The 19,091-nt window shown below is 69.9% G+C and carries 26 protein-coding genes and 1 riboswitch; of the genes, 12 read left to right on the forward strand and 14 right to left on the reverse strand.

What is annotated here, in order from left to right; genetic code table 11:
- Nucleotide 1 precedes the first annotated feature (1 nt).
- Complete coding sequence (locus tag QWJ38_RS13740; RefSeq protein WP_290359650.1) at nt 2-766, reverse strand: DUF4397 domain-containing protein; 765 nt, start codon at nt 764-766, stop codon at nt 2-4.
- Nucleotides 767-883: 117 nt separating this feature from the next.
- Nucleotides 884-1,672 carry an HAD-IIB family hydrolase gene (locus QWJ38_RS13745; RefSeq protein ID WP_290359651.1) on the reverse strand — a complete coding sequence of 263 codons (789 nt, stop codon included), beginning with the start codon at nt 1,670-1,672 and terminating at the stop codon, nt 884-886.
- A 36-nt stretch (nt 1,673-1,708) separates the two neighbouring features.
- Nucleotides 1,709-1,809: riboswitch (S-adenosyl-L-homocysteine riboswitch) on the forward strand.
- A gap of 77 nt (nt 1,810-1,886) precedes the next feature.
- On the opposite strand from QWJ38_RS13745, the gene ahcY reads away from it, so the two are divergent.
- Genes ahcY through metF form a run of 3 tightly spaced genes read left to right on the forward strand, consistent with a single transcriptional unit; the run spans nt 1,887 to nt 4,879 of the window.
- Nucleotides 1,887-3,326 (forward strand): adenosylhomocysteinase, encoded by a 1,440-nt coding sequence (gene ahcY / locus QWJ38_RS13750; protein ID WP_290359652.1) that lies wholly within the window; start codon nt 1,887-1,889, stop codon nt 3,324-3,326.
- Between the two features lie 3 nt (nt 3,327-3,329).
- Nucleotides 3,330-4,052, forward strand: coding sequence for a TlyA family RNA methyltransferase (locus QWJ38_RS13755; RefSeq protein WP_290359653.1), 723 nt, complete (start codon nt 3,330-3,332; stop codon nt 4,050-4,052).
- Complete coding sequence (gene metF, locus QWJ38_RS13760) at nt 4,049-4,879, forward strand: methylenetetrahydrofolate reductase [NAD(P)H] (RefSeq protein WP_290359654.1); 831 nt, start codon at nt 4,049-4,051, stop codon at nt 4,877-4,879. Before QWJ38_RS13755 ends, metF begins: the two co-directional genes overlap by 4 nt.
- Nucleotides 4,880-4,885: 6 nt before the next feature.
- Here the strand turns inward: metF and QWJ38_RS13765 are convergent, their stop codons facing one another.
- From QWJ38_RS13765 to QWJ38_RS13785, 5 genes are all read right to left on the reverse strand, one after another.
- A complete protein-coding gene (locus QWJ38_RS13765; protein ID WP_290359655.1) occupies nt 4,886-5,335 on the reverse strand; it encodes a hypothetical protein in 450 nt (149 codons plus the stop codon).
- 61 nt (nt 5,336-5,396) lie between these two features.
- The gene (locus QWJ38_RS13770; protein ID WP_290359656.1) at nt 5,397-5,792 is read right to left on the reverse strand and encodes a nuclear transport factor 2 family protein; all 396 of its coding nucleotides are present in this window, start codon (nt 5,790-5,792) and stop codon (nt 5,397-5,399) included.
- Complete coding sequence (locus tag QWJ38_RS13775; protein ID WP_290359657.1) at nt 5,793-6,257, reverse strand: nuclear transport factor 2 family protein; 465 nt, start codon at nt 6,255-6,257, stop codon at nt 5,793-5,795.
- Nucleotides 6,258-6,288: 31 nt separating this feature from the next.
- The gene (gene pepQ, locus QWJ38_RS13780; protein WP_290359658.1) at nt 6,289-7,602 is read right to left on the reverse strand and encodes a Xaa-Pro dipeptidase; all 1,314 of its coding nucleotides are present in this window, start codon (nt 7,600-7,602) and stop codon (nt 6,289-6,291) included.
- A 42-nt stretch (nt 7,603-7,644) separates the two neighbouring features.
- Nucleotides 7,645-8,208 (reverse strand): 5-formyltetrahydrofolate cyclo-ligase, encoded by a 564-nt coding sequence (locus QWJ38_RS13785; protein WP_290359806.1) that lies wholly within the window; start codon nt 8,206-8,208, stop codon nt 7,645-7,647.
- Nucleotides 8,209-8,269: 61 nt separating this feature from the next.
- Here QWJ38_RS13785 and QWJ38_RS13790 point away from each other — a divergent pair, with 61 nt between their 5' ends.
- Nucleotides 8,270-8,647, forward strand: a complete 378-nt coding sequence (locus QWJ38_RS13790; RefSeq protein ID WP_290359659.1) for a TfoX/Sxy family protein — start codon at nt 8,270-8,272, stop codon at nt 8,645-8,647.
- Here QWJ38_RS13790 and QWJ38_RS13795 read toward each other — a convergent pair.
- Entirely contained in the window at nt 8,610-8,942 is a 333-nt protein-coding gene (locus QWJ38_RS13795) for a DUF2917 domain-containing protein (protein WP_290359660.1), read from the reverse strand. The genes QWJ38_RS13790 and QWJ38_RS13795 overlap by 38 nt on opposite strands.
- Nucleotides 8,943-9,055: 113 nt before the next feature.
- On the opposite strand from QWJ38_RS13795, the gene QWJ38_RS13800 reads away from it, so the two are divergent.
- Together QWJ38_RS13800 and QWJ38_RS13805 are read left to right on the forward strand one after the other, a co-directional pair.
- A complete protein-coding gene (locus QWJ38_RS13800) occupies nt 9,056-10,021 on the forward strand; it encodes a LysR substrate-binding domain-containing protein (protein ID WP_290359661.1) in 966 nt (321 codons plus the stop codon).
- Nucleotides 10,022-10,055: 34 nt separating this feature from the next.
- On the forward strand, nt 10,056-10,298 hold the full coding sequence (locus tag QWJ38_RS13805; protein ID WP_290359662.1) for a glutaredoxin domain-containing protein: 243 nt from the start codon (nt 10,056-10,058) through the stop codon (nt 10,296-10,298).
- 15 nt (nt 10,299-10,313) lie between these two features.
- On the opposite strand, the gene QWJ38_RS13810 is transcribed toward QWJ38_RS13805, so the two are convergent.
- The gene (locus QWJ38_RS13810; RefSeq protein WP_290359663.1) at nt 10,314-10,907 is read right to left on the reverse strand and encodes a 5-formyltetrahydrofolate cyclo-ligase; all 594 of its coding nucleotides are present in this window, start codon (nt 10,905-10,907) and stop codon (nt 10,314-10,316) included.
- A 56-nt stretch (nt 10,908-10,963) separates the two neighbouring features.
- On the opposite strand from QWJ38_RS13810, the gene QWJ38_RS13815 reads away from it, so the two are divergent.
- The 3 genes from QWJ38_RS13815 to QWJ38_RS13825 all read left to right on the forward strand — a co-directional run bounded on the left by QWJ38_RS13815 (nt 10,964) and on the right by QWJ38_RS13825 (nt 14,987).
- Entirely contained in the window at nt 10,964-12,967 is a 2,004-nt protein-coding gene (locus QWJ38_RS13815; RefSeq protein WP_290359664.1) for a lytic transglycosylase domain-containing protein, read from the forward strand.
- Between the two features lie 104 nt (nt 12,968-13,071).
- Nucleotides 13,072-13,755: a glutathione S-transferase family protein gene (locus tag QWJ38_RS13820; protein ID WP_290359665.1), complete on the forward strand. Its 684-nt coding sequence runs from the start codon at nt 13,072-13,074 to the stop codon at nt 13,753-13,755.
- Between the two features lie 5 nt (nt 13,756-13,760).
- Complete coding sequence (locus tag QWJ38_RS13825; RefSeq protein WP_290359666.1) at nt 13,761-14,987, forward strand: multifunctional CCA addition/repair protein; 1,227 nt, start codon at nt 13,761-13,763, stop codon at nt 14,985-14,987.
- Here QWJ38_RS13825 and QWJ38_RS13830 read toward each other — a convergent pair.
- Genes QWJ38_RS13830 through QWJ38_RS13845 form a run of 4 tightly spaced genes read right to left on the reverse strand, consistent with a single transcriptional unit; the run spans nt 14,984 to nt 16,351 of the window.
- Nucleotides 14,984-15,256, reverse strand: coding sequence for a YdeI/OmpD-associated family protein (locus QWJ38_RS13830; RefSeq protein WP_290359667.1), 273 nt, complete (start codon nt 15,254-15,256; stop codon nt 14,984-14,986). The two genes, QWJ38_RS13825 and QWJ38_RS13830, sit on opposite strands and share 4 nt — an antisense overlap.
- The gene (locus tag QWJ38_RS13835; RefSeq protein WP_290359668.1) at nt 15,253-15,546 is read right to left on the reverse strand and encodes a YdeI/OmpD-associated family protein; all 294 of its coding nucleotides are present in this window, start codon (nt 15,544-15,546) and stop codon (nt 15,253-15,255) included. The genes QWJ38_RS13830 and QWJ38_RS13835 overlap by 4 nt, the downstream gene beginning before the upstream one ends.
- Nucleotides 15,543-15,956 (reverse strand): DUF3052 domain-containing protein, encoded by a 414-nt coding sequence (locus QWJ38_RS13840; RefSeq protein WP_290359669.1) that lies wholly within the window; start codon nt 15,954-15,956, stop codon nt 15,543-15,545. Before QWJ38_RS13840 ends, QWJ38_RS13835 begins: the two co-directional genes overlap by 4 nt.
- Nucleotides 15,953-16,351, reverse strand: a complete 399-nt coding sequence (locus QWJ38_RS13845) for a nuclear transport factor 2 family protein (protein ID WP_290359670.1) — start codon at nt 16,349-16,351, stop codon at nt 15,953-15,955. Before QWJ38_RS13845 ends, QWJ38_RS13840 begins: the two co-directional genes overlap by 4 nt.
- Nucleotides 16,352-16,722: 371 nt before the next feature.
- Between QWJ38_RS13845 and QWJ38_RS13850 the strand changes: the two genes are divergently transcribed.
- The 3 genes from QWJ38_RS13850 to QWJ38_RS13860 are packed head-to-tail and all read left to right on the forward strand — an operon-like array spanning nt 16,723 to nt 18,526.
- Nucleotides 16,723-17,166, forward strand: coding sequence for a nuclear transport factor 2 family protein (locus tag QWJ38_RS13850; protein WP_290359671.1), 444 nt, complete (start codon nt 16,723-16,725; stop codon nt 17,164-17,166).
- 20 nt (nt 17,167-17,186) lie between these two features.
- Complete coding sequence (locus QWJ38_RS13855) at nt 17,187-17,723, forward strand: RNA polymerase sigma factor (RefSeq protein ID WP_290359672.1); 537 nt, start codon at nt 17,187-17,189, stop codon at nt 17,721-17,723.
- Nucleotides 17,720-18,526 carry an anti-sigma factor family protein gene (locus tag QWJ38_RS13860; protein ID WP_290359673.1) on the forward strand — a complete coding sequence of 269 codons (807 nt, stop codon included), beginning with the start codon at nt 17,720-17,722 and terminating at the stop codon, nt 18,524-18,526. Before QWJ38_RS13855 ends, QWJ38_RS13860 begins: the two co-directional genes overlap by 4 nt.
- Here QWJ38_RS13860 and QWJ38_RS13865 read toward each other — a convergent pair.
- Complete coding sequence (locus tag QWJ38_RS13865; RefSeq protein WP_290359807.1) at nt 18,523-19,086, reverse strand: GNAT family N-acetyltransferase; 564 nt, start codon at nt 19,084-19,086, stop codon at nt 18,523-18,525. The two genes, QWJ38_RS13860 and QWJ38_RS13865, sit on opposite strands and share 4 nt — an antisense overlap.
- Between the last annotated feature and the right edge of the window lie 5 nt (nt 19,087-19,091).

Raw genomic sequence — 19,091 nt, forward strand, 5'->3', positions numbered from 1 at the left:
CTTATTGCGACACCAGTTCCAGCGTCTGGCCGTCCTGCGTGTCATTGCCCTGCGCGACCAGCACGCGGACATCGCCCGGCAGGCCGGACGGACCGGGAATGGCCAGCAGCAGCCAGTCGGCGTTGTTGGCGATGCTGACCGAGGGCGCGTTGAACACCACCGCCTTGGAGCCTGCCGTCGTCAGCACCAGCCGGAAGGTGCCGCCATTGACCTCCAGCGAGTCATTGCCCGAGGCCGGCTGCACATTGGAGTAGCTGAGGTTGGAGATGGTCGGCGTCGCCTGCGCCAGGTCTTGCGCTGGCTGGATCAGGTAGACGTCCACCGCCGGCGCCAGCGGGTCGGCATGCAGCACGCGCACGCGCGCCTTGTCGCTCAGCAGGCCCTTGTTGTACGGGTCATGGATGGCCGTCAGCCCGACCGCGCTGCCATTGGCGCCCAGCAGGGCGACGAAGGTGTAGCGATCGCCCTGCGAGGGGTTCAGCCGCGTGGTCGACAGCGCGGTCGACGGCGCCGAGGCCAGGCGCACGCTCCAGTCGGCGGCGCTGTTGCTGACGTCGTAGTAGCGCGAGACCGATTTGTAGGCGACGTTGCTGGGCGGGTCGGCCGTCTCGTTGCGGTACAGCGAGAGATTCGGGCCGGCCGGCACCGCGTGGATGAAGCGAACGACCGGATCGCGCACATCGAGCCGGTCCTCGGTATCGCCACCGCCGCAGGCGGCGACGAGCAGGGCCGCCGCGGCGGCCGTCAGGTATTTGAGCAGCTGCATGGTGAACTCTTTCCATCGGAGTTATCGATGCAGCCACGCTACGCCGCGACCCCGGGCCTGTCTGTCGGCGGTGGCGCGGCACGCTCGGTGACCGCGTCCTACAGCGGCTACAAATCGCTACATGGACCTCGCCGCCAGCAGCGCGCGCGCCAGCTCGGCGAAGCCCACGCCGCGTTCGCCCGCGGTGATGAAGGCCGGCAGCGTGTGCAGCTGCGGCAGGAAGCGCCGGATATTGGCCACGCCGACCGACAGCGGCACGCGCTCGAACATCAACTGGTCATTGGTCGAGTCGCCGACATAGGCCCATTCGCGCGCATCGAACGGAACCTGCAGCAAGCGGCGTACCGCCCATTCGGCCGCGCTCCATTTGCTGTGCTCGCCGATCCAGCCATTGATGTGGATGGAGCTGACCGTCGCCGTCAGGCCATGCGCGCGCATCAGCGCGCAGACCTGTTCGATCTGCGCCGGCGCCAGATGCGCGAACTCGCTGTGGTCGACGGCGATATCGGTCAATCGGCCGGCGCTGTCGGTCGCCAGCCGCGCGCCCGGCACCTGCGCCAGCAGCTCGGCCGCACAGGCCTGCAGGCGCTCGAAGTTGGCGGCGCGGCTCGCTGCGTCCTGGCTGAACTCGCGCAGCAGTTCTCCATCGGCGCCGCGGTGCAGCATCACCGAGCCGTTCTCGGCCACGATGGCCGCGATCGGCCAGGCCAGTGCGAAGGGCTCGCTCCAGCCCGCCGGTCGACCGGTGATCGCAATCACCGGCACATCCGCCGAGCGCAGATCGTGCAGCGCCGCCAGCGCCTCGGGGGCGATGCCGCCCTCGGCCGTCATGGTGTCGTCGATATCGGTCAGGATGCCGCGCAGGCCGCGCAAAAGTGCCGGCGGGCAGAGGTTCAAGGGCTGCATGGCCGGGGATTGTCCCTTGTTGCGGCTAGAATCCGGGCTTCCGAGGAGCGTTGCAACCTCAGCACCTTATGAGGCCAGGCTCGGACAGATCCGCGAACGAACAAGCGCCGGGTCTTTTGCAACCGCGCTCACCCGCAATGTCCTCGCGTGGTGATCGTTCGTCTTCCAACATCGTCTCGCGGCATTGCGGCTTCATTCCCGAAGGAGCTTTGCAATGAATGCTGCCGTGCTGAAGAAGACGCTGTCCGCCGACCAATACCTGATCAAGGATCTGAGCCTTGCCGCCTGGGGCCGCAAGGAACTCGCCATCGCCGAGAGCGAGATGCCCGCGCTGATGGCGATCCGCAAGGAATACGCCGCGACGCAGCCGCTGAAGGGCGCGCGCATCACCGGCTCGCTGCACATGACGATCCAGACCGGCGTGCTGGTCGAGACGCTGCAGGCTCTTGGAGCGGAAGTGCGCTGGGCCTCCTGCAATATCTTCTCGACCCAGGACCATGCCGCCGCCGCCCTGGTGGCCGAGGGCACGCCGGTGTTCGCCTACAAGGGCGAGACGCTGGAGGACTACTGGGACTACACGCACCGCATCTTCGAGTTCGGCCCCAAGGGCGCGGCCGGTGAAGGCCCGAACATGATCCTCGACGACGGCGGCGACGCGACCCTGCTGATGCACCTGGGCCAGAAGGCCGAGAAGGACCTGTCGGTGCTGGCCAATCCGGGCAGCGAGGAAGAGCGCATCCTGTTCGCCGCCATCAAGGCCAAGATCGCCGTCGACCCCAGCTGGTACACGCGCAAGAGCGCCGAGATCATCGGCGTGACCGAGGAGACGACGACCGGCGTGCACCGTCTGAAGGAGATGTCGGACAAGGGCAGCCTGCTGTTCCGCGCGATCAACGTCAACGACTCGGTGACCAAGAGCAAGTTCGACAACCTCTACGGCTGCCGCGAGTCGCTGGTCGACGGCATCAAGCGCGCGACCGACGTGATGATCGCCGGCAAGATCGCCGTGATCGCCGGCTATGGCGACGTGGGCAAGGGCTCGGCCCAGGCCATGCGCGCGCTGTCGGCCCAGGTCTGGGTGACCGAGATCGACCCGATCTGCGCGCTGCAGGCGGCAATGGAGGGCTTCCGCGTCGTGACGATGGAATACGCCGCCGACAAGGCCGACATCTTCGTGACGACGACCGGCAACAAGGGCGTGATCCGCCACGAGCACATGGCCGCGATGAAGCACAACGCCATCGTCTGCAATATCGGCCACTTCGACAACGAGATCGACATCGCCTCGATCGAGAAGTACCAGTGGGAAGAGATCAAGCCCCAGGTCGACCATGTGATCTTCCCGGACGGCAAGCGCATCATCCTCCTGGCCAAGGGCCGCCTGGTGAACCTGGGCTGCGGCACCGGCCACCCGAGCTATGTGATGTCGTCGAGCTTCGCCAACCAGACGATCGCGCAGATCGAGCTGTTCGCGCACAAGGAGCGCTACGAGGTCGGCCAGGTCTATGTGCTGCCCAAGCACCTGGACGAGAAGGTCGCCCGCCTGCAGCTGGTGACGCTGAACGCGCAGCTGAGCGAGCTGACGGACGAGCAGGCGGCCTATATCGGCGTGCCCAAGCAAGGTCCGTTCAAGCCCGACAGCTACCGCTACTGAGCCATGCGTGCCGATCAGCTGCTTGTGAGCCAAGGCCTGGCGCCGACGCGCTCGGCCGCACAGCGGCTGATCGACGGCGGCGCCGTGCAGTGCGAGGGCCGCGTGCTTAAAAAGGCAGGCGAAGACCTGTTGCCGAATGCGCGGCTCCTCGTCACCGACGACGCCGAGCTGCGCTATGTCTCGCGCGGCGGGCTCAAGCTCGAAGGTGCGCTGAAGACCAGCGGCATCGTCGTCTCGGGCCTGCATGCGCTGGACATCGGCCAGAGCACCGGCGGCTTCACCGATGTGTTGCTGAAGGCCGGCGCCGCCCATGTCACCGGCATCGACGTCGGCCACAGCCAGCTGCATGCCAGCTTGGCGCACGACCCGCGCGTCACCGCGCTGGAGAACCAGCATGTGCGCGAATTTCAGCCGACGCAAAGCTTCGCGCTCATCGTCGGCGACCTGAGCTTCATCTCGATGCTGGGCGAGTTGGCGCGCATCGCGAAATGGCTGGCGCCGGCCGGTCAGCTGCTGCTGCTGATCAAGCCGCAGTTCGAGCTGGGCAAGAAGGCGCTGAACAAGGGCGGCCTGATCAAGGACCGCAAGCAGTACCTCGAGCTCGAGCAGCGCGCGCGGGCGGGCGTCGATGCGATCGGCGGCCTGCAGTTGCGCGGCTGGTTCGAAAGTCCCGTCACCGGCGGTGACGGCAACACCGAATTCTTTCTCTGGGTCCAAGCCACATGAGCACCCCCGTCAGTTTCGAGTTCTTTCCTCCCAACACGCCGGTCGGCGCCGAGAAGCTGAAGACGGTCGTGCGCGAGCTCGGCGCGCTCAATCCGCAGTATTTCAGCGTCACCTATGGCGCCGGCGGCTCGACGCGCGAGAAGACCCTGCAGACGGTGATGGACATCGCCGCCAGCGGCTTCGAGGCCGCGCCGCATCTGAGCTGCGTCGGCTCGACGCGCGAGAACATTGCCGAGATCCTGGCTACCTACCGCGCGCAGAACATCCGCCGCGTCGTCGCCCTGCGCGGCGACCTGCCCAGCGGCACGGCCACCGCGGGCGAGTTCCGCTATGCCTCCGAGTTGGTCGAGTTCATCCGCGCCACGCAAGGCCCGGACTGGAAGATCGAGGTCGCCGCCTATCCGGAATACCATCCGCAGCAGCGCTATGCGGCCAAGGATCTGCAGCATTTCGCCGCCAAGATGCGTGCCGGCGCCAGCGCGGCGATCACGCAGTTCTTCTTTAACCCGGACGCCTACTTCCACTTCGTCGACGAGGTGCGCGCGCTGGGCATCGCAGCGCCGATCATCCCGGGCATCATGCCCTTCCACAACTATGCGCGCATCGCCCAGTTCGCGCAGCGCGACGGCATCGAGATCCCGCGCTGGGTCGCGCTGAAGATGGAAGGCTTCATGGACGACAGCGCCTCGATCCGCGCCTTCGGCCTGGACGTGATGACGCGCGTCTGCGAACGCCTGATCGCCGGCGGCGTGCCGGCCATCCACTTCTACACGCTGAACCAGTCGGCGCTCACCTTGGAGCTGTGCAAGCGGCTGGGCCTGGGCTGAGGCGCCTCAGCGCGGGCCGCTCGCGGCGGCGGCGGCCGCCGCCGGCCCCGCCTTTCTCAGTTCTTCCTCCACATTGCAGGGCGCGACCGGCTCCCGGCGGTCCTCGACCAGGGTCCAGTCCGCGTCCATCGGCGAATCGCGCCGGGCTGCGAAGAAGTAGCGGCTGCAGGGCGCGATCTTGAGCGCGAACGATTTCTGCACCACCTGCCGCGCGCTCTTCCCGCCCTCGGCCTCCAGCACCACCCAGCGCAGCCCCGGCGCCAGCTGCACCGGCGTTCCCGGTCGCGCGAACTGGATCTGCTCGTCAATCGAGACCACCCGGACCGGATACAGGGTCGGATCGGTGCGCGTCAGCGGCACGCCCTCGATATAGGACTGCGGCGCGCTCGCGCAAGCGGCCAGAATCAGCGTCGAGACGGGGACCCCCGCCGCGGCGGCAGAAAGCGTCTTCCTCATCATGACCTCCTCACGGCGCCGATCCGACCGATCACGCGAGCATAGCCGCCCGCCGCTCGCCCTAGGCGGCCGTGCGCAACTCGGTTGCCTGCGACCAGACCGCCTGCCAGCGCCCGTCGCCGCGCCGCTCGTAGCTGTCGCTGTGCCGGCAGACGACTTCGCGCCCCGAGGGGAAGCGCAGCCGCGCGGTGTAGCGGACGATGGCCATCTCGGCGCTCAGCCGCACGGCGATGTCGCCGTCGATCGTCCAGTCCGCATAGAAGGGTTCACCGGCGATCGCGGCCAGGTACTGCTGACGCGTGAACAGCTTGCCGGCCGGCGTGACCAGCTCGTAGTCCGGCGCATGCAGCTCTTCGAGCGTCGCCATGTCGCGCTCGACCAGCGCACGCGTGCGACGCCGTTCGAGCGCGCGGAAGAAGTCTTCGTCGACGCCCGCCATGCGGGGTCCGCGCCCCATTCAGACCGCCTTCTCGAGCTCGAGATTGCCGTCGATGAACTTCAGCTTGAACTGCAGCCGGACTATGCGCCAGCCGCCCGCGGCCTGACGCTGCAGATCGAGCTCGTAGCTGCCCACAAAGCTGCGCGACTTCAGCGCCGCGGCGATGCCGGCGCGGTAGTGATAGGCGGTGCCGTAGCACTGCACGGTGGCGCGATCACCGTCGACGCGGGTGCGGAAGTTGCCGAGCTGGTGATGCACCTGGTCGAGCTTGCTGAAGGCCTCGGCCCAGCTCTGGCAGACCTCGCGCGGGGCGATGCTCAGCGGCTCGCCGCCGACCATCGAGGTCATGTCCAGCAGGAAGGGCGCCGTGAAGCAGTCCTCGGCCCTGGGCCAGTCGCGCTCGTCGACGGCGACGAACATGCGCACCACCAGGTCCTCGACCTCTTGGCGCGCCCACAAACCCTGTTCCACGGATTCGCTCATCGACACCCTCCCGGTGATCAGGAAACAAACTTCAGGCAACCTCGGCAAACGCGTCGCGCGTCAGATTCTCCGGCGCCTGCCCCTCGGCGCGGCAGACCACATCGTCCTCGATGCGCACGCCGCCGAAGCGGGCCAGATGGTCGACCGCGTCCCAGTCGACGGCGCCCGCATGCGGCCCGGCGCGCAGCTGGCGCAAAAGCGTCGGGATGAAATACAGGCCCGGCTCTATCGTCACGACCATCTCCGGCTCCAGCTTGCGGGTCAGGCGCAGGAAGGGGTGACCCTCGGGCTTGGGCGCGGTCGTGCCGCTGTCGTCGGTCATGAAGCCGGCGACGTCGTGGACCTGCAGACCGATCAGATGGCCGATGCCATGCGGGAAGAAGGTCGAGCTGATGCGCTCGGCGACGATGGCCTCCGCGCTCATGCCCTTGACGATGCCCTGCCCGGCCAGGATGGCGGCAACCCGGCGGTGCGTGCTCAGATGGATGTCGCGGTAATCGACGCCGGCGCGCACCTCGTCGACCAGGGCCAGCTGGGCCTGCTCCATCGCGGCCAGCAAGGCATCGAAGCGATCGTCGCCGGCGCTCCAGGTGCGCGTGATGTCGGCGGCATAGCCATTGACCTGGGCGCCGGCGTCGATCAGGAAGCTGCGCGACTGCGGCGGTGGGCTGGCGTCCTGGTACTGGTAGTGCAAGACGGCCGCATGCTCGTTCAGCGCGACGATGTTCGAGTAGGGCAGATCGCGGTCGGTGTGGCCGCTGGCGGCCAGATAGGCGCGGTGGATGTCGAGCTCGGACGCGCCGGCCAGAAAGGCGGCGCGGGCCGCGCGGTGCGCCGGCACGGCTCTTTGCTGGGCGGCGCGCATCTGTTCGAGCTCCCAGGCCGTCTTGCGGCCGCGCGCGAAGTGCAGGATGTTCAGCAGCTCCGTCGGGTTGTTCGGCTTCAGCTCGCCCAGCGCGGCATCGGCCTCGCCGATGATGGCCAGGCGGCCGGGAACCTTCAGATGGTCGAGCGCATCACCGGGCTCGCCGATGACGATCAGCTCGACCAGCTCCACCCATTCGCCGCTCGGGTCCGAGGGCGGCACATGCCAGTAGTCGTCGGGCTGGTAGTAGACGAGGCGCGGCTTGTGGCCGGGCCGCAGCAGCAGCCAGCTGTAGGGCACATTCGTCAGCGGCAGCCATTGCTTGAAATGCGGGTTCGGCTGGAACAGATAGGGCCGGTCGTCGAGGAAGGCGTATTTCTCGACGCCGGAGGCGATCAGCAGCGCATCGAAACCGCAGCGGGCCAGGGCCGCCTCGGCCTGGCGCTGCAACTGGGCAAGGTGTTGGGCGTAGGTGCTCATGGGCCGATTAGAGCAGCACCGCCGGCGAATCGGCAGCCGGCCTCAGCCCCCGCGCTCCCAGACCACGCCCTCCTCGGTCAGCATGGTGTCGACCGGCATGTCACCGGGCTCGGCCCGCAAGAGCGGCAGAAAGCCATGGGCGAAGCCGACGCCGGCGGTCGCCGGGCGCGGGGCCAGCGCGGCCAGCGTCCGATCCATGAAGCCGCCGCCATAGCCCAGGCGCAGGCCGGCGGGGCCGTAGCCCAGGCAGGGCACGATCATCAGCTGCGGCTCGAAGACCTCGGTGTCCTTCGGTTTCGGAATGCCATAGGCGTCTTCCTCCATCGGGCAGCCCGGATACCAGACATGGAAGCGCAAGGTGCCCTGCTCCTTGTCGACGACCGGCAGGCCGATGCGGCGCTCGGGATGGGCCTCGCTCCAGCGGTACAGCGCCGGCAGCGGATCGAACTCACCCTTGATCGGCCAGTAGGCGCCGATGGTGGTCTCGCGCCGGCGCACGAGCCAGACGCGCAGCACGCTCTGCAGCTGCTCGGCCAGTTCGAGCCGCCCGGACAGGTCCAGGCGCTCTTGGATCAGCCGCTGGCGCAGCGCGGCGCGGTCGTTCATCCCATCCACAAAAAGCTCCGACGGTGAGTGCAGAGCGATTGTGCGGGTTTAGAGTCAAGCGATGAATGAGGAATTCACCGCGCACTGTCGCGAACTGCTGAGCCCGCTGGGCGCCGTGCGCAGCCGGCGGATGTTCGGCGGCCATGGGCTCTACGTGGACGAGCTCTTCATCGCCATCATCGCCGGCGAGCAGCTCTATCTGAAGACCGATGCCGAAACGCGGCCGCGCTTCGAGGCGGCGGGCTGCGAGCCCTTCAGCTACGACAGCAAGAACGGCGAGCGGGTCGTCATGGGCTATTTCCGCCCGCCCGAGGAGGCGCTGGAGTCGCCGGCGCTGATGCGGCCCTGGGCCGCGCTGGCGCTGCAGGCGGCGCTGCGCGCGCGGGCGGCCAAGGCCCCGGTCAAGCGGCCGCGAGCGCCGAAGCCAGGGTCTTCCTGAGCGAGGGCCGCAGCGCCTCGCCCAGCTTGCGCATCGCGCTGGCGCAGGCCGAGGGCGGCACCAGCAACTGGAATTGCGCGCTGGGCCAGGCCTCGATCACCGCCTTGCTGCCCGAGGGCAGCCGCACGCTCTGGCCGGGTTCCAGCCAGATGTCGTGGCCCGGCTGGTCCAGGCTGCCCTGCAGCGTCAGCCACAGCCGACCCTGGGCCACGCTCAGCTCGCGCGCGCCCGGGCCTATGGTCAGGCTCAGGGCCTCGCCTTCGGCCACTTCCCACAGTGATTGCAGTCCGCTCATGATTCCACCTCCGGCTCAGAGCACGTCCATTCGCGCTCGTCATGGAGAAATCCTAGGGTCAACCCGCAAGCCGGTCCAATGAGATCGATGCGCCGGATTGATACCATTTGCTCATGAATCCACCGCAGCTCGCACGCCAGCGTCCGCTCTCGATCGGGCCGCTGCGCGCCTTCGAGGCGGTGGCGCGGCTCCTCAGCTTCCGCGCCGCCGCCGAGGAACTGCACCTGACGCAGTCGGCGATCAGCCGCCAGATCCGCGCGCTGGAGGACGAGATCGGCTGCACCCTCTTCCTGCGCGGCACCCGCCATGTCGAGCTCAGCGCCGACGGCACGGCGCTGCGCAGCACGGCGGTGCTGGTGCTGCAGCGCCTGGATCAGACGGTGCGGCAGATCCGTCAGACACGCGGCCGCCGCGTCGTCAACGTGACGACCTTCGCCTCCTTCGCCTCGCTGTGGCTGATCCCGCGGCTGGCCGCCTTCCAGCAGGCCCATCCGGACATCGACATCCGCGTCTCGGCCCAGGACGCCGTGATCGAGCTCGACGACAGCGAGATCGACCTGGCCCTGCGCTATGCGATGCCGGGCGAGATGGCGGCCGGCGCCCAGCGCATGTTCGGCGAGACGCTGACCCCGGTGGTCAGCCCCTGGCTGGCCCGCCAGGCCAGCGAGGGCACGGCGGCGCCGCTGCGCCGCCCGGCCGATCTGGCCCGCCACACCCTGGCCGAGGAGGATGGCCAGCAGCCCAGCGCCGAATTCATCAGCTGGCGGCGCTGGCTGCGCGAGCATGGCGAGCCGGGCCTGGAGCCGCAGCGCTGGATGTACCTGAACTTTACCTACCAGCAGATCCAAGCCGCCCTGGCCGGCCAGGCCGTCGCCCTGGCCCGCCTTGCCCTGGTCAGCGAACAGCTGCAGCGCGGCGACCTGATCGAGCCCTTCGGCGCGTCCGGCCGCATGGACAGCCCCTTCGCCTATTGGCTGCTGCCCTCCAGCCACGGCCGCGGCCGCCCCGAGGTGCAGCAGTTCTGCGACTGGGTGCTGGCGCAGGCGGCGCAGTCGCGGGTCGACATCGGCGAGGACTGAGGCAAGCTCCGCCGGCAGCCCCTACACTGCGCCGATGCAGCTCGATATCGTCGTCTATTCCAAGTCCGCCTGCCCGCAGTGCGACACCGTCAAAAGCCTGCTGAAGGCCAGGAACCTCGGCTTCGAGGAGATCCGGATCGACGACGCGGCACAGCGCAAGGCCTTCTACGAGAAGTGCGGCCCCTCGGTCCGCTCGATGCCCCAGGTCTTCATCAACCAGCAGCGCGTCGGCGGCGTGGCCGGGCTGCAGGCGGCCTTCGCCCAGCTGAAGCTCTGACGGCGCTGTTCGCGGTCAGGGCGCGATCACTTCCCGCTCCGTCAGCACCAGGGTCAGCGCCTGGTCGTGCGGCTCGGCCGCGAAGACCGCTTCGCTGACCGACCAGGCCAGGCCGATGCTGGTGACGCCCGGGTGCTCGGCCAGCCAGCGGTCGAAATAGCCGCCGCCGTAGCCGAGGCGGTAGCCCTCGCGGGTGAAGCCCACGCAGGGCACCAGCACGACGTCGGGCAGCACCGGGGCGCCGGCGCAGGCGGCAATGCCGCATTCGTCCTGCAGCGTCGGCGCCTGGCCGTCCCAGCGCCGGTATTCCATGCGCCGCGGCGTGCGCCAGGCAAAAGGCAGGGCCAATTGCACACCCTCGAGCAGGCCGGCATGCCCGGCCAGGTGTTCGACTGCGTTAAATTCCCCGTCCAGGGGCCAGAACAGGCCCAGGCAGTGAGGTTCCAGTTGTTCCAGCACGTCGCGCAGCAGATGACCGAGCGCCGCATCGGCGGCATGGGCCGCCGGCGTGGCCAGCCAATGGCCGCGCTGCGCCAGCAGATGGGCGCGCAGCGCCGCGCGCTCGTGCGGGGCCGGATCGGGCTGATGGGTCGATGAAGACGACGACACGGGTTTCCTTGATGAGCAGAAGAACGGCAAGGCTGCAGGCAGTATATGGATCGTTGATGTCGGCGCTGCTGAGCCTGGGCCTCCTGGGCACGCCGGCGCAGGCTCAAATCTCCACGGCCACCGCCCCGGCGCAGGCCGCCAGCCCAGACCTGGCCGTCGAGGCGCGCGAGGCCTTGCGCCAGAAGGACCGCAAGCGCCTGGCCGAGCTGAACCAGGCCGCCCAGCAGCAGCGCCACCCGCTGGCCGCCTGGATCGACTACTGGGAGCTGGGCCTGCGCCTGGCCGAGGTGAGCCAGCCCGAGGTGGAGGCCTTCTACGCGCGCTGGCCCGGCAGCTATGTCGAGGACCGCATGCGCAACGACTGGCTGCTCGAGCTGGGCCGGCGGCGTGACTGGAAGAACTTCGCCGCCGACTACCCGCGCTTCCAGATGCGCGACGACCGCGAGGTGCTGTGCTATGCGCTGCTGACCGAGCACCTCGCCGGCAAGAAGGTGCTGGAGCAGGCGCGCAGCACCTGGCTGGCCCAGCGCGACGGCGACGACGGCTGCCAGCTGCTGGCCAGCACCCTGTTCGACGCCAAGCTGCTGACGCCGGGCGATGTCTGGCTGAAGCTGCGCCTGGCGATCGAGAACCAGCGCCCGCGCGCGGCCAAGCAGGCGGCGGCGCTGTTCGACCGGCCGGTCGAGCTGGCTGTCGCCGAGATCCAGGACAACGCCGGCAAATACCTGAGCCGCAAGGCGCGGACCGGCAAGCGCACGCAGGCCGAGCTGACGACGCTGGCGCTCTTGCGCGTCGCCGCCAACGACCCCGACCAGGCCGCCGCCCTGCTGAAGAGCCGCTGGGAGCGCCAGCTGCCAGCCGATCTGGCCGCCTGGGCCTGGGGCCAGGTCGGCCGCTCGGCCGCCTTCAGGCTGCAGGCCGATGCCAGCGAGCATTACGAATACGCGCTGAAGCTGCACGGCAAAGGCGCGCGCCAGCCCGAGTGGAGCGAGGACACCATCGCCTGGGCCGTGCGCTCGGCCCTGCGCGGCGAGCGCTGGTCGCAGGCGCTGCGGGCCATCAAGCTCTTCGGTGCCGCCGAGCAGCGCGACCCGACCTGGCAGTACTGGCAGGCGCGCGCGCTGCTGGCCACCGCCGCCGAGGGTCCGCCCGGCGAGGCGATCCGCGCCGAGGCGCGCGGCCTGCTGCAGCCGCTGGTCTCGCCGATGACGTTCTACGGCCGCCTGGCCGCCGACGAGCTGGGGCAGGCGCTGACGCTGCCGGCCGCGCCGGCCGCGCTGACGCCGGCCGAGCGCGAGCAGGCACGCGCGCATCCGGGCCTGCGGCGCGCGCTGCTGCTGATGTCGCTGGAGCTGCGCAACGAGGGCGTGCGCGAATGGAACTTCAGCCTGCGCGGCATGGGCGATCGCGAGCTGCTGGCCGCCGCGCAGGAGGCCTGCGAGCGCGAGATCTGGGACCGCTGCATCAACAGCAGCGACCGCACGCGCCACGAGATCGATCTGGCGCAGCGCTACCCGACGCCCTTCCGCAAGGAGCTGCTGGCCAAGGCGCGCGAGGTCGGCATCGACCCGGCCTATGTCTACGGCCTGATCCGCCAGGAATCGCGCTTCGTGCTGGACGCGCGCTCGCATGTCGGCGCCTCGGGCCTGATGCAGGTGATGCCGGCCACGGCCAAGTGGACGGCCAAGAAGGTGGGCATCGCCTACAGCCCGGCGCTGATGACCGACCGCGACTTCAACCTCACCATAGGCGCGAGCTACCTGAAGCTGGCGCTGGACGATTTCGGCGGCTCGATGGCGCTGGCCGCGGCCGCCTACAACGCCGGCCCCTCGCGGCCAAGGCGCTGGCGCGAAGGGCCGCTGCTCGACGCGGCGATCTGGACCGAGAACATCCCCTTCAACGAGACGCGCGACTATGTGAAGAAGGTGCTGCTGAACACCACCATCTATTCGCAGCTGCTCGGCGCCGAGGGCCCCGGCATCCATCTGCGCACGCGGCTGGGCCGGCAGATCGGTCCGCGGGCGAGCGGCGCCGATCTCGTGCCGGCCGAGCAACCCTGATGCCGGCTGCGCATCAAAACCATGCGCAAATCTCACCGTCGATGCTGCCGAGGGCCGCTAAGCTGGCGGCCCATCATCATCATTGACTGCAGCGAGACCGCCCCATGAAGCTCTACATCGGCAACAAAAACTACTCGTCCTGGTCGATGCGCTCCTGGGTGCTGCTGAAGGCCTTCGGCATTGCCTTCGACGAGATCAAGCTGCGCCTGCTGCTGACGCCCGGCTCGGCCTTCTACAAGGCGCTCGAGACGGTCACGCCGGCGGCGCGCGTGCCGGTGCTGGTCGAGGACGACGGTTTCGCGGTCTGGGACACGCTGGCCATCGCCGAGTACATCGCCGAACGCCATCCCGAAGCGGCGATCTGGCCGCGCGAGGCCCGCGCCCGCGGGCGCGCCCGCAGTCTGTGCGCCGAGATGCATGCCGGCTTCAACGCGCTGCGCGGCCGCTGCCCGATGAATATCGAGGCCCGCCTGCACGAGGTCGGCGCGCAGCAGCTGGAGGCCGACCCGGCGCTGCGCCGCGACCTGGCCCGCATCGAGGAGCTGTGGACCGATGCCCTGCAGGCCAGCGGCGGCCCCTGGCTGTTCGGCACGGACTTCGGCGCGGCCGATGCCTTCTTCGCGCCGGTGGCGATGCGGGTGCGCAGCTACGGCCTGCCCCTGGGCCCGGCCGCCGCGGCCTATGTCGGCCGGCTCGAGCAGCATCCGGCCGTGGCCGCGTGGATTGCCGACGCACTGACCGAGCAGGACTTCATCCCCGAGGACGAGCCCTACCGGAGCAAGCGCTGAGCAGGATGGAGCGCTATCTGGTCGGCGGCGCCGTCCGCGATGCCCTGCTGGGCCTGCCGGTCCAGGACCGCGACTGGGTCGTCGTCGGCGCCGATCCGGCGGCGATGCAGGCGGCCGGCTTCATCTCCGTGGGCCGCGATTTCCCCGTCTTCCTGCATCCGCAGACGCAGGAGGAATACGCGCTGGCGCGCACCGAGCGCAAGACGGCGCCCGGCTACCACGGCTTTGCCTTCCAGGCCTCGCCCGAGGTCACGCTGGAGCAAGACCTGGCACGGCGCGACCTGACCATCAATGCGATGGCGCAGGACGAGAGCGGCGCCATCATCGACCCCTACGGTGGCCGGCGCGATCTGGAGCAGCGCGTGCTGCGCCATGTGTCCGAGGCCTTTGCCGAGGATCCGGTGCGCATCCTGCGCCTGGCCCGCTTTGCCGCCCGCTTCGCCGATTTCAGCGTCGCGCCGGAAACCCTGGCGCTGATGCGACGCATGGTCGAGGCCGGCGAGATCAATGCGCTGGTGGTCGAGCGCGTCTGGCAGGAACTGTCCCGCGGGCTGATGGAGCACAAGCCCTCGCGCATGTTCGAGGTGCTGCGCGATTGCGGCGCGCTGGCGCGGCTGGCGCCGGAGCTGGACAAGCTTTGGGGCGTGCCGCAGCCGCCGGCCCATCATCCGGAGGTCGACACCGGCCTGCACCTGCTGATGGTGCTGGACCAGTGCGCGACGCAGCGGGCGCCGCTGCCGGTGCGCTATGCCTGCCTGTGCCACGACCTCGGCAAGGGCGAGACGCCGGCCGACATGCTGCCGCGCCATATCGCCCACGAGGGCCGCAGCGCCCGGCTGGCGCGCCGGCTCAGCGAGCGCTGGCGCGTGCCGACCGACTGCCGCGAGCTGGCCGAACTGGTCGCGCGCGAGCATACGCATGTGCACCAGTGCCTCAGCTTCGGCGCCGAGGCGCGGCTGCGCCTGCTCGATCGCTGCGATGCCTGGCGCCGGCCCGAGCGCTTCGAGCTGCTGCTGTGGGCCTGCGAATGCGATGCGCGCGGGCGCCTGGGCCTGGAGCAGCGCGACTACCCGCAGCGCGAGCGCCTGCGCCGCGATCTGCAGGCGGCCTCGACCGTCGACCTCGCGGCCGTCAGCGCAGCGGCCCTGGCCGAGGGCAAGCAGGGGCCGGAGATCGGCAAGGCGGTGCAGCGAGCGCGGCTGCGCGCGCTGCAGGCGCTGGACGACGCCTAGCGCAGACGCTTGCCGGCCGCGCAGGCCTCGATCAGGGTCTTCAGCCGCGCCGCGCGGGTCTCGGCCTTCTTGGCCGTCGTCACCCAGTGCAGGATGACTTTTTTGTAGCCCGGCGGGCAGGCCTCGAAGAAGGACCAGGCGGCCTTCTGGCGCTTGAAGACCTTCAGCTCCTCGGCGCTCAGCTCGGCGCTGTGCGCCTGCTCATAGGCATAGATGGCCGACTTCTCGGCCTTGCGCAGCGCGAAGGCGGCCACGCCGGCCGGCCTCATGCGACCTGCGGCGCTGAGCTGCTCGAACTTGGCGATATTGACGCGCTCCAGATCGAGCCGGGCCGGCGCGGCGTGAAGCGGATCTGATAGGCCTCTTCGTCGATGCGCTTGCGCACGCCGTCGATCCAGCCGAAGCACAGCGCCTCGTCGACCGATTCCGGCCAGGTGATGCTGGCCCGGCCCGAGTCGGTCTTGTAGAAGCCGACGACCAGCTCGGCGGCCGTTGCCGCATGGGCCTCCAGCCAGGCGCGAAAGGCCGCGCCGTCGGCAAAGAAGCGCGCGCCGCTCATCGCAGCTCCTTGCGCAGGACCAGCTTCAGCCCCGACCAGACCGCGTCGACCGCGCAGACCTTGATGTCGACGAAGCCCAGCGGCAAGGCCAGCTCGCGGATCACGTCCTCGGTGATGGTCGTCGGGAGCTTGGACGCCTTCTTCGGCCAGGAGACCCACAGCGCCGCCGCCGGCGCCAGCGTCCGGCGCAGCGCGCTCAGTTGCTCGGCGAGAACCCCCTTCTGCGTGACGAACAGCTGCACCAGCTCGACGCTGCGGTCCGGCTCGGCGACGAAAGCGACATCGGCCGGCAGCGGCGCCAGCAGCGCCTCGTAGCCGGGCGGCGCGGCGATCAGCAGCAGGCGCTGGCCGGACTTGATGCCCAGCTTCTTCGCCAGCGACGTGCCCGAGTAGCCGGCCGGAATGCTCATGGCCAGGCCTCGGCGGCCGGCGTGCCCTGGTGATAGCGCAGCTGCCAGCCGGCGCTGCCTCGGATCCAGATCGAGGCGCGGTGGGTGTGATGCCCCAGCGAACCGTCGGCTTGCCGATGTGCCGAGCGGTAAGTGAGCAAGGCACAGGACCCGCCGAGCAGCGCCACGGCAAACTCGCCCGGTTCGACCTCGGGATGGGCGGTCTGTGCGGCCAGGAAGCGCACGATGGTTGTGCGCTCGTAGCGGCGGCCCGAGCGGCCGACCTCGTGGAAGTCCGGGTGCAGCAGCTGCTCCAGGCGCTCGGCCGAGCAGCGCACGCCGGGGTGATGCAGTTCAACCTCCAGGGCCTGGAGTTCCTGCAGCAGCAGCGAGGGGTCGGGGGTGTTGGCGGGCATGGCGGCGCGGCAATTGCTCTGCGCCCGATGCTAGCCGCCCGGCCCGGGGAATCACAAATGAGCAAGGCCCCCGCCGCACGGCGCGGCAAGGGCCCGCCCTCTCTTCTAGGCTGGCGGCCGCACGCCGCTCTCCTCTTGTCAACGTGCGCATTCTGGGGCGCGGCGCCACAGACGTTTTATCCGCCGGCGCCATCCGCTTGTCACAAGGCGACAGCGGCCGCGCGCCGCGCGCCAAGCGTGCGCTTGTGACGAAGCAGCCCGATATTTTTTTCCAGCGGCCGGGAATAAACGGCGCGCCGCCGCCGTCTACCCCGGTACAGGCCCGCCGCGCATCGTCCGCGCGTGGCCGATCGTCACCCTCAGGAGCCCTCATGACCAAGACCCGTTTCGCCACCCTCGTCCTGCCCATCGCCGCCCTGCTCGCCGCGGGCCAGGCCATTGCCGCCCCGGCCGACGAGGCGCGCGCGCATTTCCAGGCGATCGCGGCCGGCGATCTGCCGGCGCTGATGCAGGGCTATGCCGAGGGCGCACGCTTCGAATGGGTCGGCGGCCCGCTCGACGGCAGCTATGCCGGCAGCGAGGCGATCCGCGCCGTCTGGAGCAAGTTCGCCGCCGCCCAGGGCGGCCCGCTGAAGCTGGCGGTCGACAAGCTGGAAGAGTCGGCCAATCCCAAGGGCGCCACCGTCTCGGCCCATGTGCTGTTCGAGGGCAAGGCGGCGATCAAGGTCCGCTATGTGTTGACCCTGCGGGAGGGCAAGATCGTCAGCGAGATCTGGCAGATCGATCCCAAGCTGAATCTTGCGGCCGCCTACTGAACGGGCATGATGCCGGCGAGATGCCGACCCCGGACGAAGACGCCACCACCCTGCTGAGCTGGCTGCCACGCCTGCGCCGCTATGCGCGCGCGCTGGCCGGCGATCGCGACGCGGCCGACGATCTGGTGCAGGACACGCTGGAGCGCGCCTGGACGCGCGCCGGCCGCTGGCAGGGCGTGGCCGATATGCGCGCCTGGCTGTTCACCCTGATGCACAACCTGCACGTCGACGGCCTGCGCCGCCGCCCGCCGCCGGCGGAGGAACTGGACGAGCAGGCGCCGGAACTGGCGCAGCCGCCGGCGCAGGAGCAGCGCGCGGCGTTGCTGGATCTGCAGGCCGCGCTGCAGCAGTTGCCGGTCGAGCAGCGCGAGGTGCTGCTGCTGATCGCGCTGGAGGACATGGCCTATGCCGATGTCGCCGCCACCCTGGGCATCCCGATCGGCACCGTGATGTCGCGGCTGTCGCGCGGCCGCGAGCGTCTGCGGGCGCTGATGGAGGGCCGGGTCGAGGCGACCCGGCTGCAACTGGTGAGCACGACGAAGAGGACCCGCGCATGAGCAGCAGCACTCCCATCACCGAGGCCGATCTGCACGCCTGGGCCGATGGCCAGCTGGCGGCCGAGCGCGCGCGCGAGGTCGAGGCCTATCTGGCCGCGCGGCCCGAGGAGCTGCGGCGCGTCGAGGCCTGGCGCGAGCAGAAGGCGCAGCTGCGCGCGCTGTTCGATCCGGTGCTGGACGAGCCGGCGCCGGCGCGCCTCTTGCGCGCGGCGCGGCCGCGCCAAGCCTGGTGGCTGCAGCGCCTGGCCGCCGGCCTGGCGATCGCCTTGCTCGGCGGCGCGCTCGGTTGGGGCCTGCGCGGCCAGCTGGCCGAGCAGGCCCCGCAGCTGGCGCAGGCGGGGCCGGCCGGCGACGCCCGCCTGCCGGACCTGGCCGAACGCGCCGCGATCGCCCATGCGGTCTATTCGCCGGACCAGCGCCGGCCGGTCGAGGTCGATGCCGCGCACGAGGACCAGTTGGTGGCCTGGCTGTCCAAGCGCATAGGCGCGACGATGCGCCCGCCTCATCTGCAGTCGCTGGGCTATGCGCTGGAGGGCGGCCGCCTGCTGCCCGGCGCCAGCGGGCCGGTGGCGCAGTTCATGTACCGCGACGCGGCCGGCGCCAAGCTGACGCTGTATGTGTCGCGCGAAAGCGGCGCCGCCGAGCCGGCCGGCGACACCGCCTTCCGCTTCGCCCGCCGCGGCGAGCTGAACGTCTTCTACTGGGTCGACGGGCCCTTCGGCTATGCCTTGTCGGCCGGCGCCGAGCGCGCCGAGCTGGCGCGCGTGTCGGCCGAGGTCTACAAGCAGCTGGGGCAGCGTTAATACCGCAGCGGCGCCAGCCGCACGTATTCCTCGTCGTCGACGGCCCGGCCGCGCACGACATCGTTGGCCGGCAGGATGCGCGTGAACTCGAAGCCGGCCTTGCGCAGCACCCGCGCCGAGGCCAGGTTGCCGACGGTCACCGTCGCGACCAGGCGCCGCACCCCGCGCGCGATCAATTGCTCGCTGGCGGCGGCGACCGCCTCGCTGGCATGGCCCTGGCCCCAGAAGGGGCTGAAGAAGTAGTAGCCGAGATTGGTGGCCTCGGGCTTGGCGTCGATCTCGGCATCGACGCGGCCGATGATCCGGCCGTCGCTGCGGCGCCGCACGGCCCAGGCCAGCCAGGCGAACAGGCCGTCGGGCGAGACGCGCTGCTCGCTGCGCCGCCAGGCCTCGGTCAAGTCCCCAAGGCTGTCCGGCTTGGTCATCGAGATCCATTCGTACAGCGCGTCTTCCTGCAGCAGCGGGAAGAAGGCCGCCGCATGCGCGCCGGTCAGCGGCTCCAGCAGCAGGCGCGGCGTGTCGATCGCCCCGGCCAGGTGCGCGGCCAGCGCGGGCGACATCGTGC

Source organism: Roseateles violae (genome assembly GCF_030410485.1).
Taxonomy (GTDB): domain Bacteria; phylum Pseudomonadota; class Gammaproteobacteria; order Burkholderiales; family Burkholderiaceae_C; genus Roseateles_D; species Roseateles_D violae.

Bases quoted from the DNA above. Each gene is read 5' to 3' on its own strand.
- QWJ38_RS13805 (WP_290359662.1), top strand. From the start codon at position 10,056: ATGCAGCTCGATATCGTCGTCTATTCCAAGTCCGCCTGCCCGCAGTGC.
- QWJ38_RS13845 (WP_290359670.1), bottom strand. From the start codon at position 16,351: ATGCCCGCCAACACCCCCGACCCCTCGCTGCTGCTGCAGGAACTCCAG.
- QWJ38_RS13745 (WP_290359651.1), bottom strand. From the start codon at position 1,672: ATGCAGCCCTTGAACCTCTGCCCGCCGGCACTTTTGCGCGGCCTGCGC.
- QWJ38_RS13740 (WP_290359650.1), bottom strand. From the start codon at position 766: ATGCAGCTGCTCAAATACCTGACGGCCGCCGCGGCGGCCCTGCTCGTC.
- QWJ38_RS13785 (WP_290359806.1), bottom strand. From the start codon at position 8,208: ATGAACGACCGCGCCGCGCTGCGCCAGCGGCTGATCCAAGAGCGCCTG.
- QWJ38_RS13835 (WP_290359668.1), bottom strand. From the start codon at position 15,546: ATGAGCGGCGCGCGCTTCTTTGCCGACGGCGCGGCCTTTCGCGCCTGG.
- QWJ38_RS13770 (WP_290359656.1), bottom strand. From the start codon at position 5,792: ATGGGGCGCGGACCCCGCATGGCGGGCGTCGACGAAGACTTCTTCCGC.
- QWJ38_RS13755 (WP_290359653.1), top strand. From the start codon at position 3,330: ATGCGTGCCGATCAGCTGCTTGTGAGCCAAGGCCTGGCGCCGACGCGC.
- QWJ38_RS13855 (WP_290359672.1), top strand. From the start codon at position 17,187: ATGCCGACCCCGGACGAAGACGCCACCACCCTGCTGAGCTGGCTGCCA.
- QWJ38_RS13790 (WP_290359659.1), top strand. From the start codon at position 8,270: ATGAATGAGGAATTCACCGCGCACTGTCGCGAACTGCTGAGCCCGCTG.
- QWJ38_RS13825 (WP_290359666.1), top strand. From the start codon at position 13,761: ATGGAGCGCTATCTGGTCGGCGGCGCCGTCCGCGATGCCCTGCTGGGC.
- metF (WP_290359654.1), top strand. From the start codon at position 4,049: ATGAGCACCCCCGTCAGTTTCGAGTTCTTTCCTCCCAACACGCCGGTC.
- QWJ38_RS13765 (WP_290359655.1), bottom strand. From the start codon at position 5,335: ATGAGGAAGACGCTTTCTGCCGCCGCGGCGGGGGTCCCCGTCTCGACG.
- QWJ38_RS13815 (WP_290359664.1), top strand. From the start codon at position 10,964: ATGTCGGCGCTGCTGAGCCTGGGCCTCCTGGGCACGCCGGCGCAGGCT.
- QWJ38_RS13865 (WP_290359807.1), bottom strand. From the start codon at position 19,086: ATGTCGCCCGCGCTGGCCGCGCACCTGGCCGGGGCGATCGACACGCCG.
- QWJ38_RS13820 (WP_290359665.1), top strand. From the start codon at position 13,072: ATGAAGCTCTACATCGGCAACAAAAACTACTCGTCCTGGTCGATGCGC.
- QWJ38_RS13830 (WP_290359667.1), bottom strand. From the start codon at position 15,256: ATGAGGCCGGCCGGCGTGGCCGCCTTCGCGCTGCGCAAGGCCGAGAAG.
- QWJ38_RS13850 (WP_290359671.1), top strand. From the start codon at position 16,723: ATGACCAAGACCCGTTTCGCCACCCTCGTCCTGCCCATCGCCGCCCTG.
- QWJ38_RS13800 (WP_290359661.1), top strand. From the start codon at position 9,056: ATGAATCCACCGCAGCTCGCACGCCAGCGTCCGCTCTCGATCGGGCCG.
- QWJ38_RS13840 (WP_290359669.1), bottom strand. From the start codon at position 15,956: ATGAGCATTCCGGCCGGCTACTCGGGCACGTCGCTGGCGAAGAAGCTG.
- QWJ38_RS13860 (WP_290359673.1), top strand. From the start codon at position 17,720: ATGAGCAGCAGCACTCCCATCACCGAGGCCGATCTGCACGCCTGGGCC.
- QWJ38_RS13775 (WP_290359657.1), bottom strand. From the start codon at position 6,257: ATGAGCGAATCCGTGGAACAGGGTTTGTGGGCGCGCCAAGAGGTCGAG.
- QWJ38_RS13795 (WP_290359660.1), bottom strand. From the start codon at position 8,942: ATGAGCGGACTGCAATCACTGTGGGAAGTGGCCGAAGGCGAGGCCCTG.
- ahcY (WP_290359652.1), top strand. From the start codon at position 1,887: ATGAATGCTGCCGTGCTGAAGAAGACGCTGTCCGCCGACCAATACCTG.
- pepQ (WP_290359658.1), bottom strand. From the start codon at position 7,602: ATGAGCACCTACGCCCAACACCTTGCCCAGTTGCAGCGCCAGGCCGAG.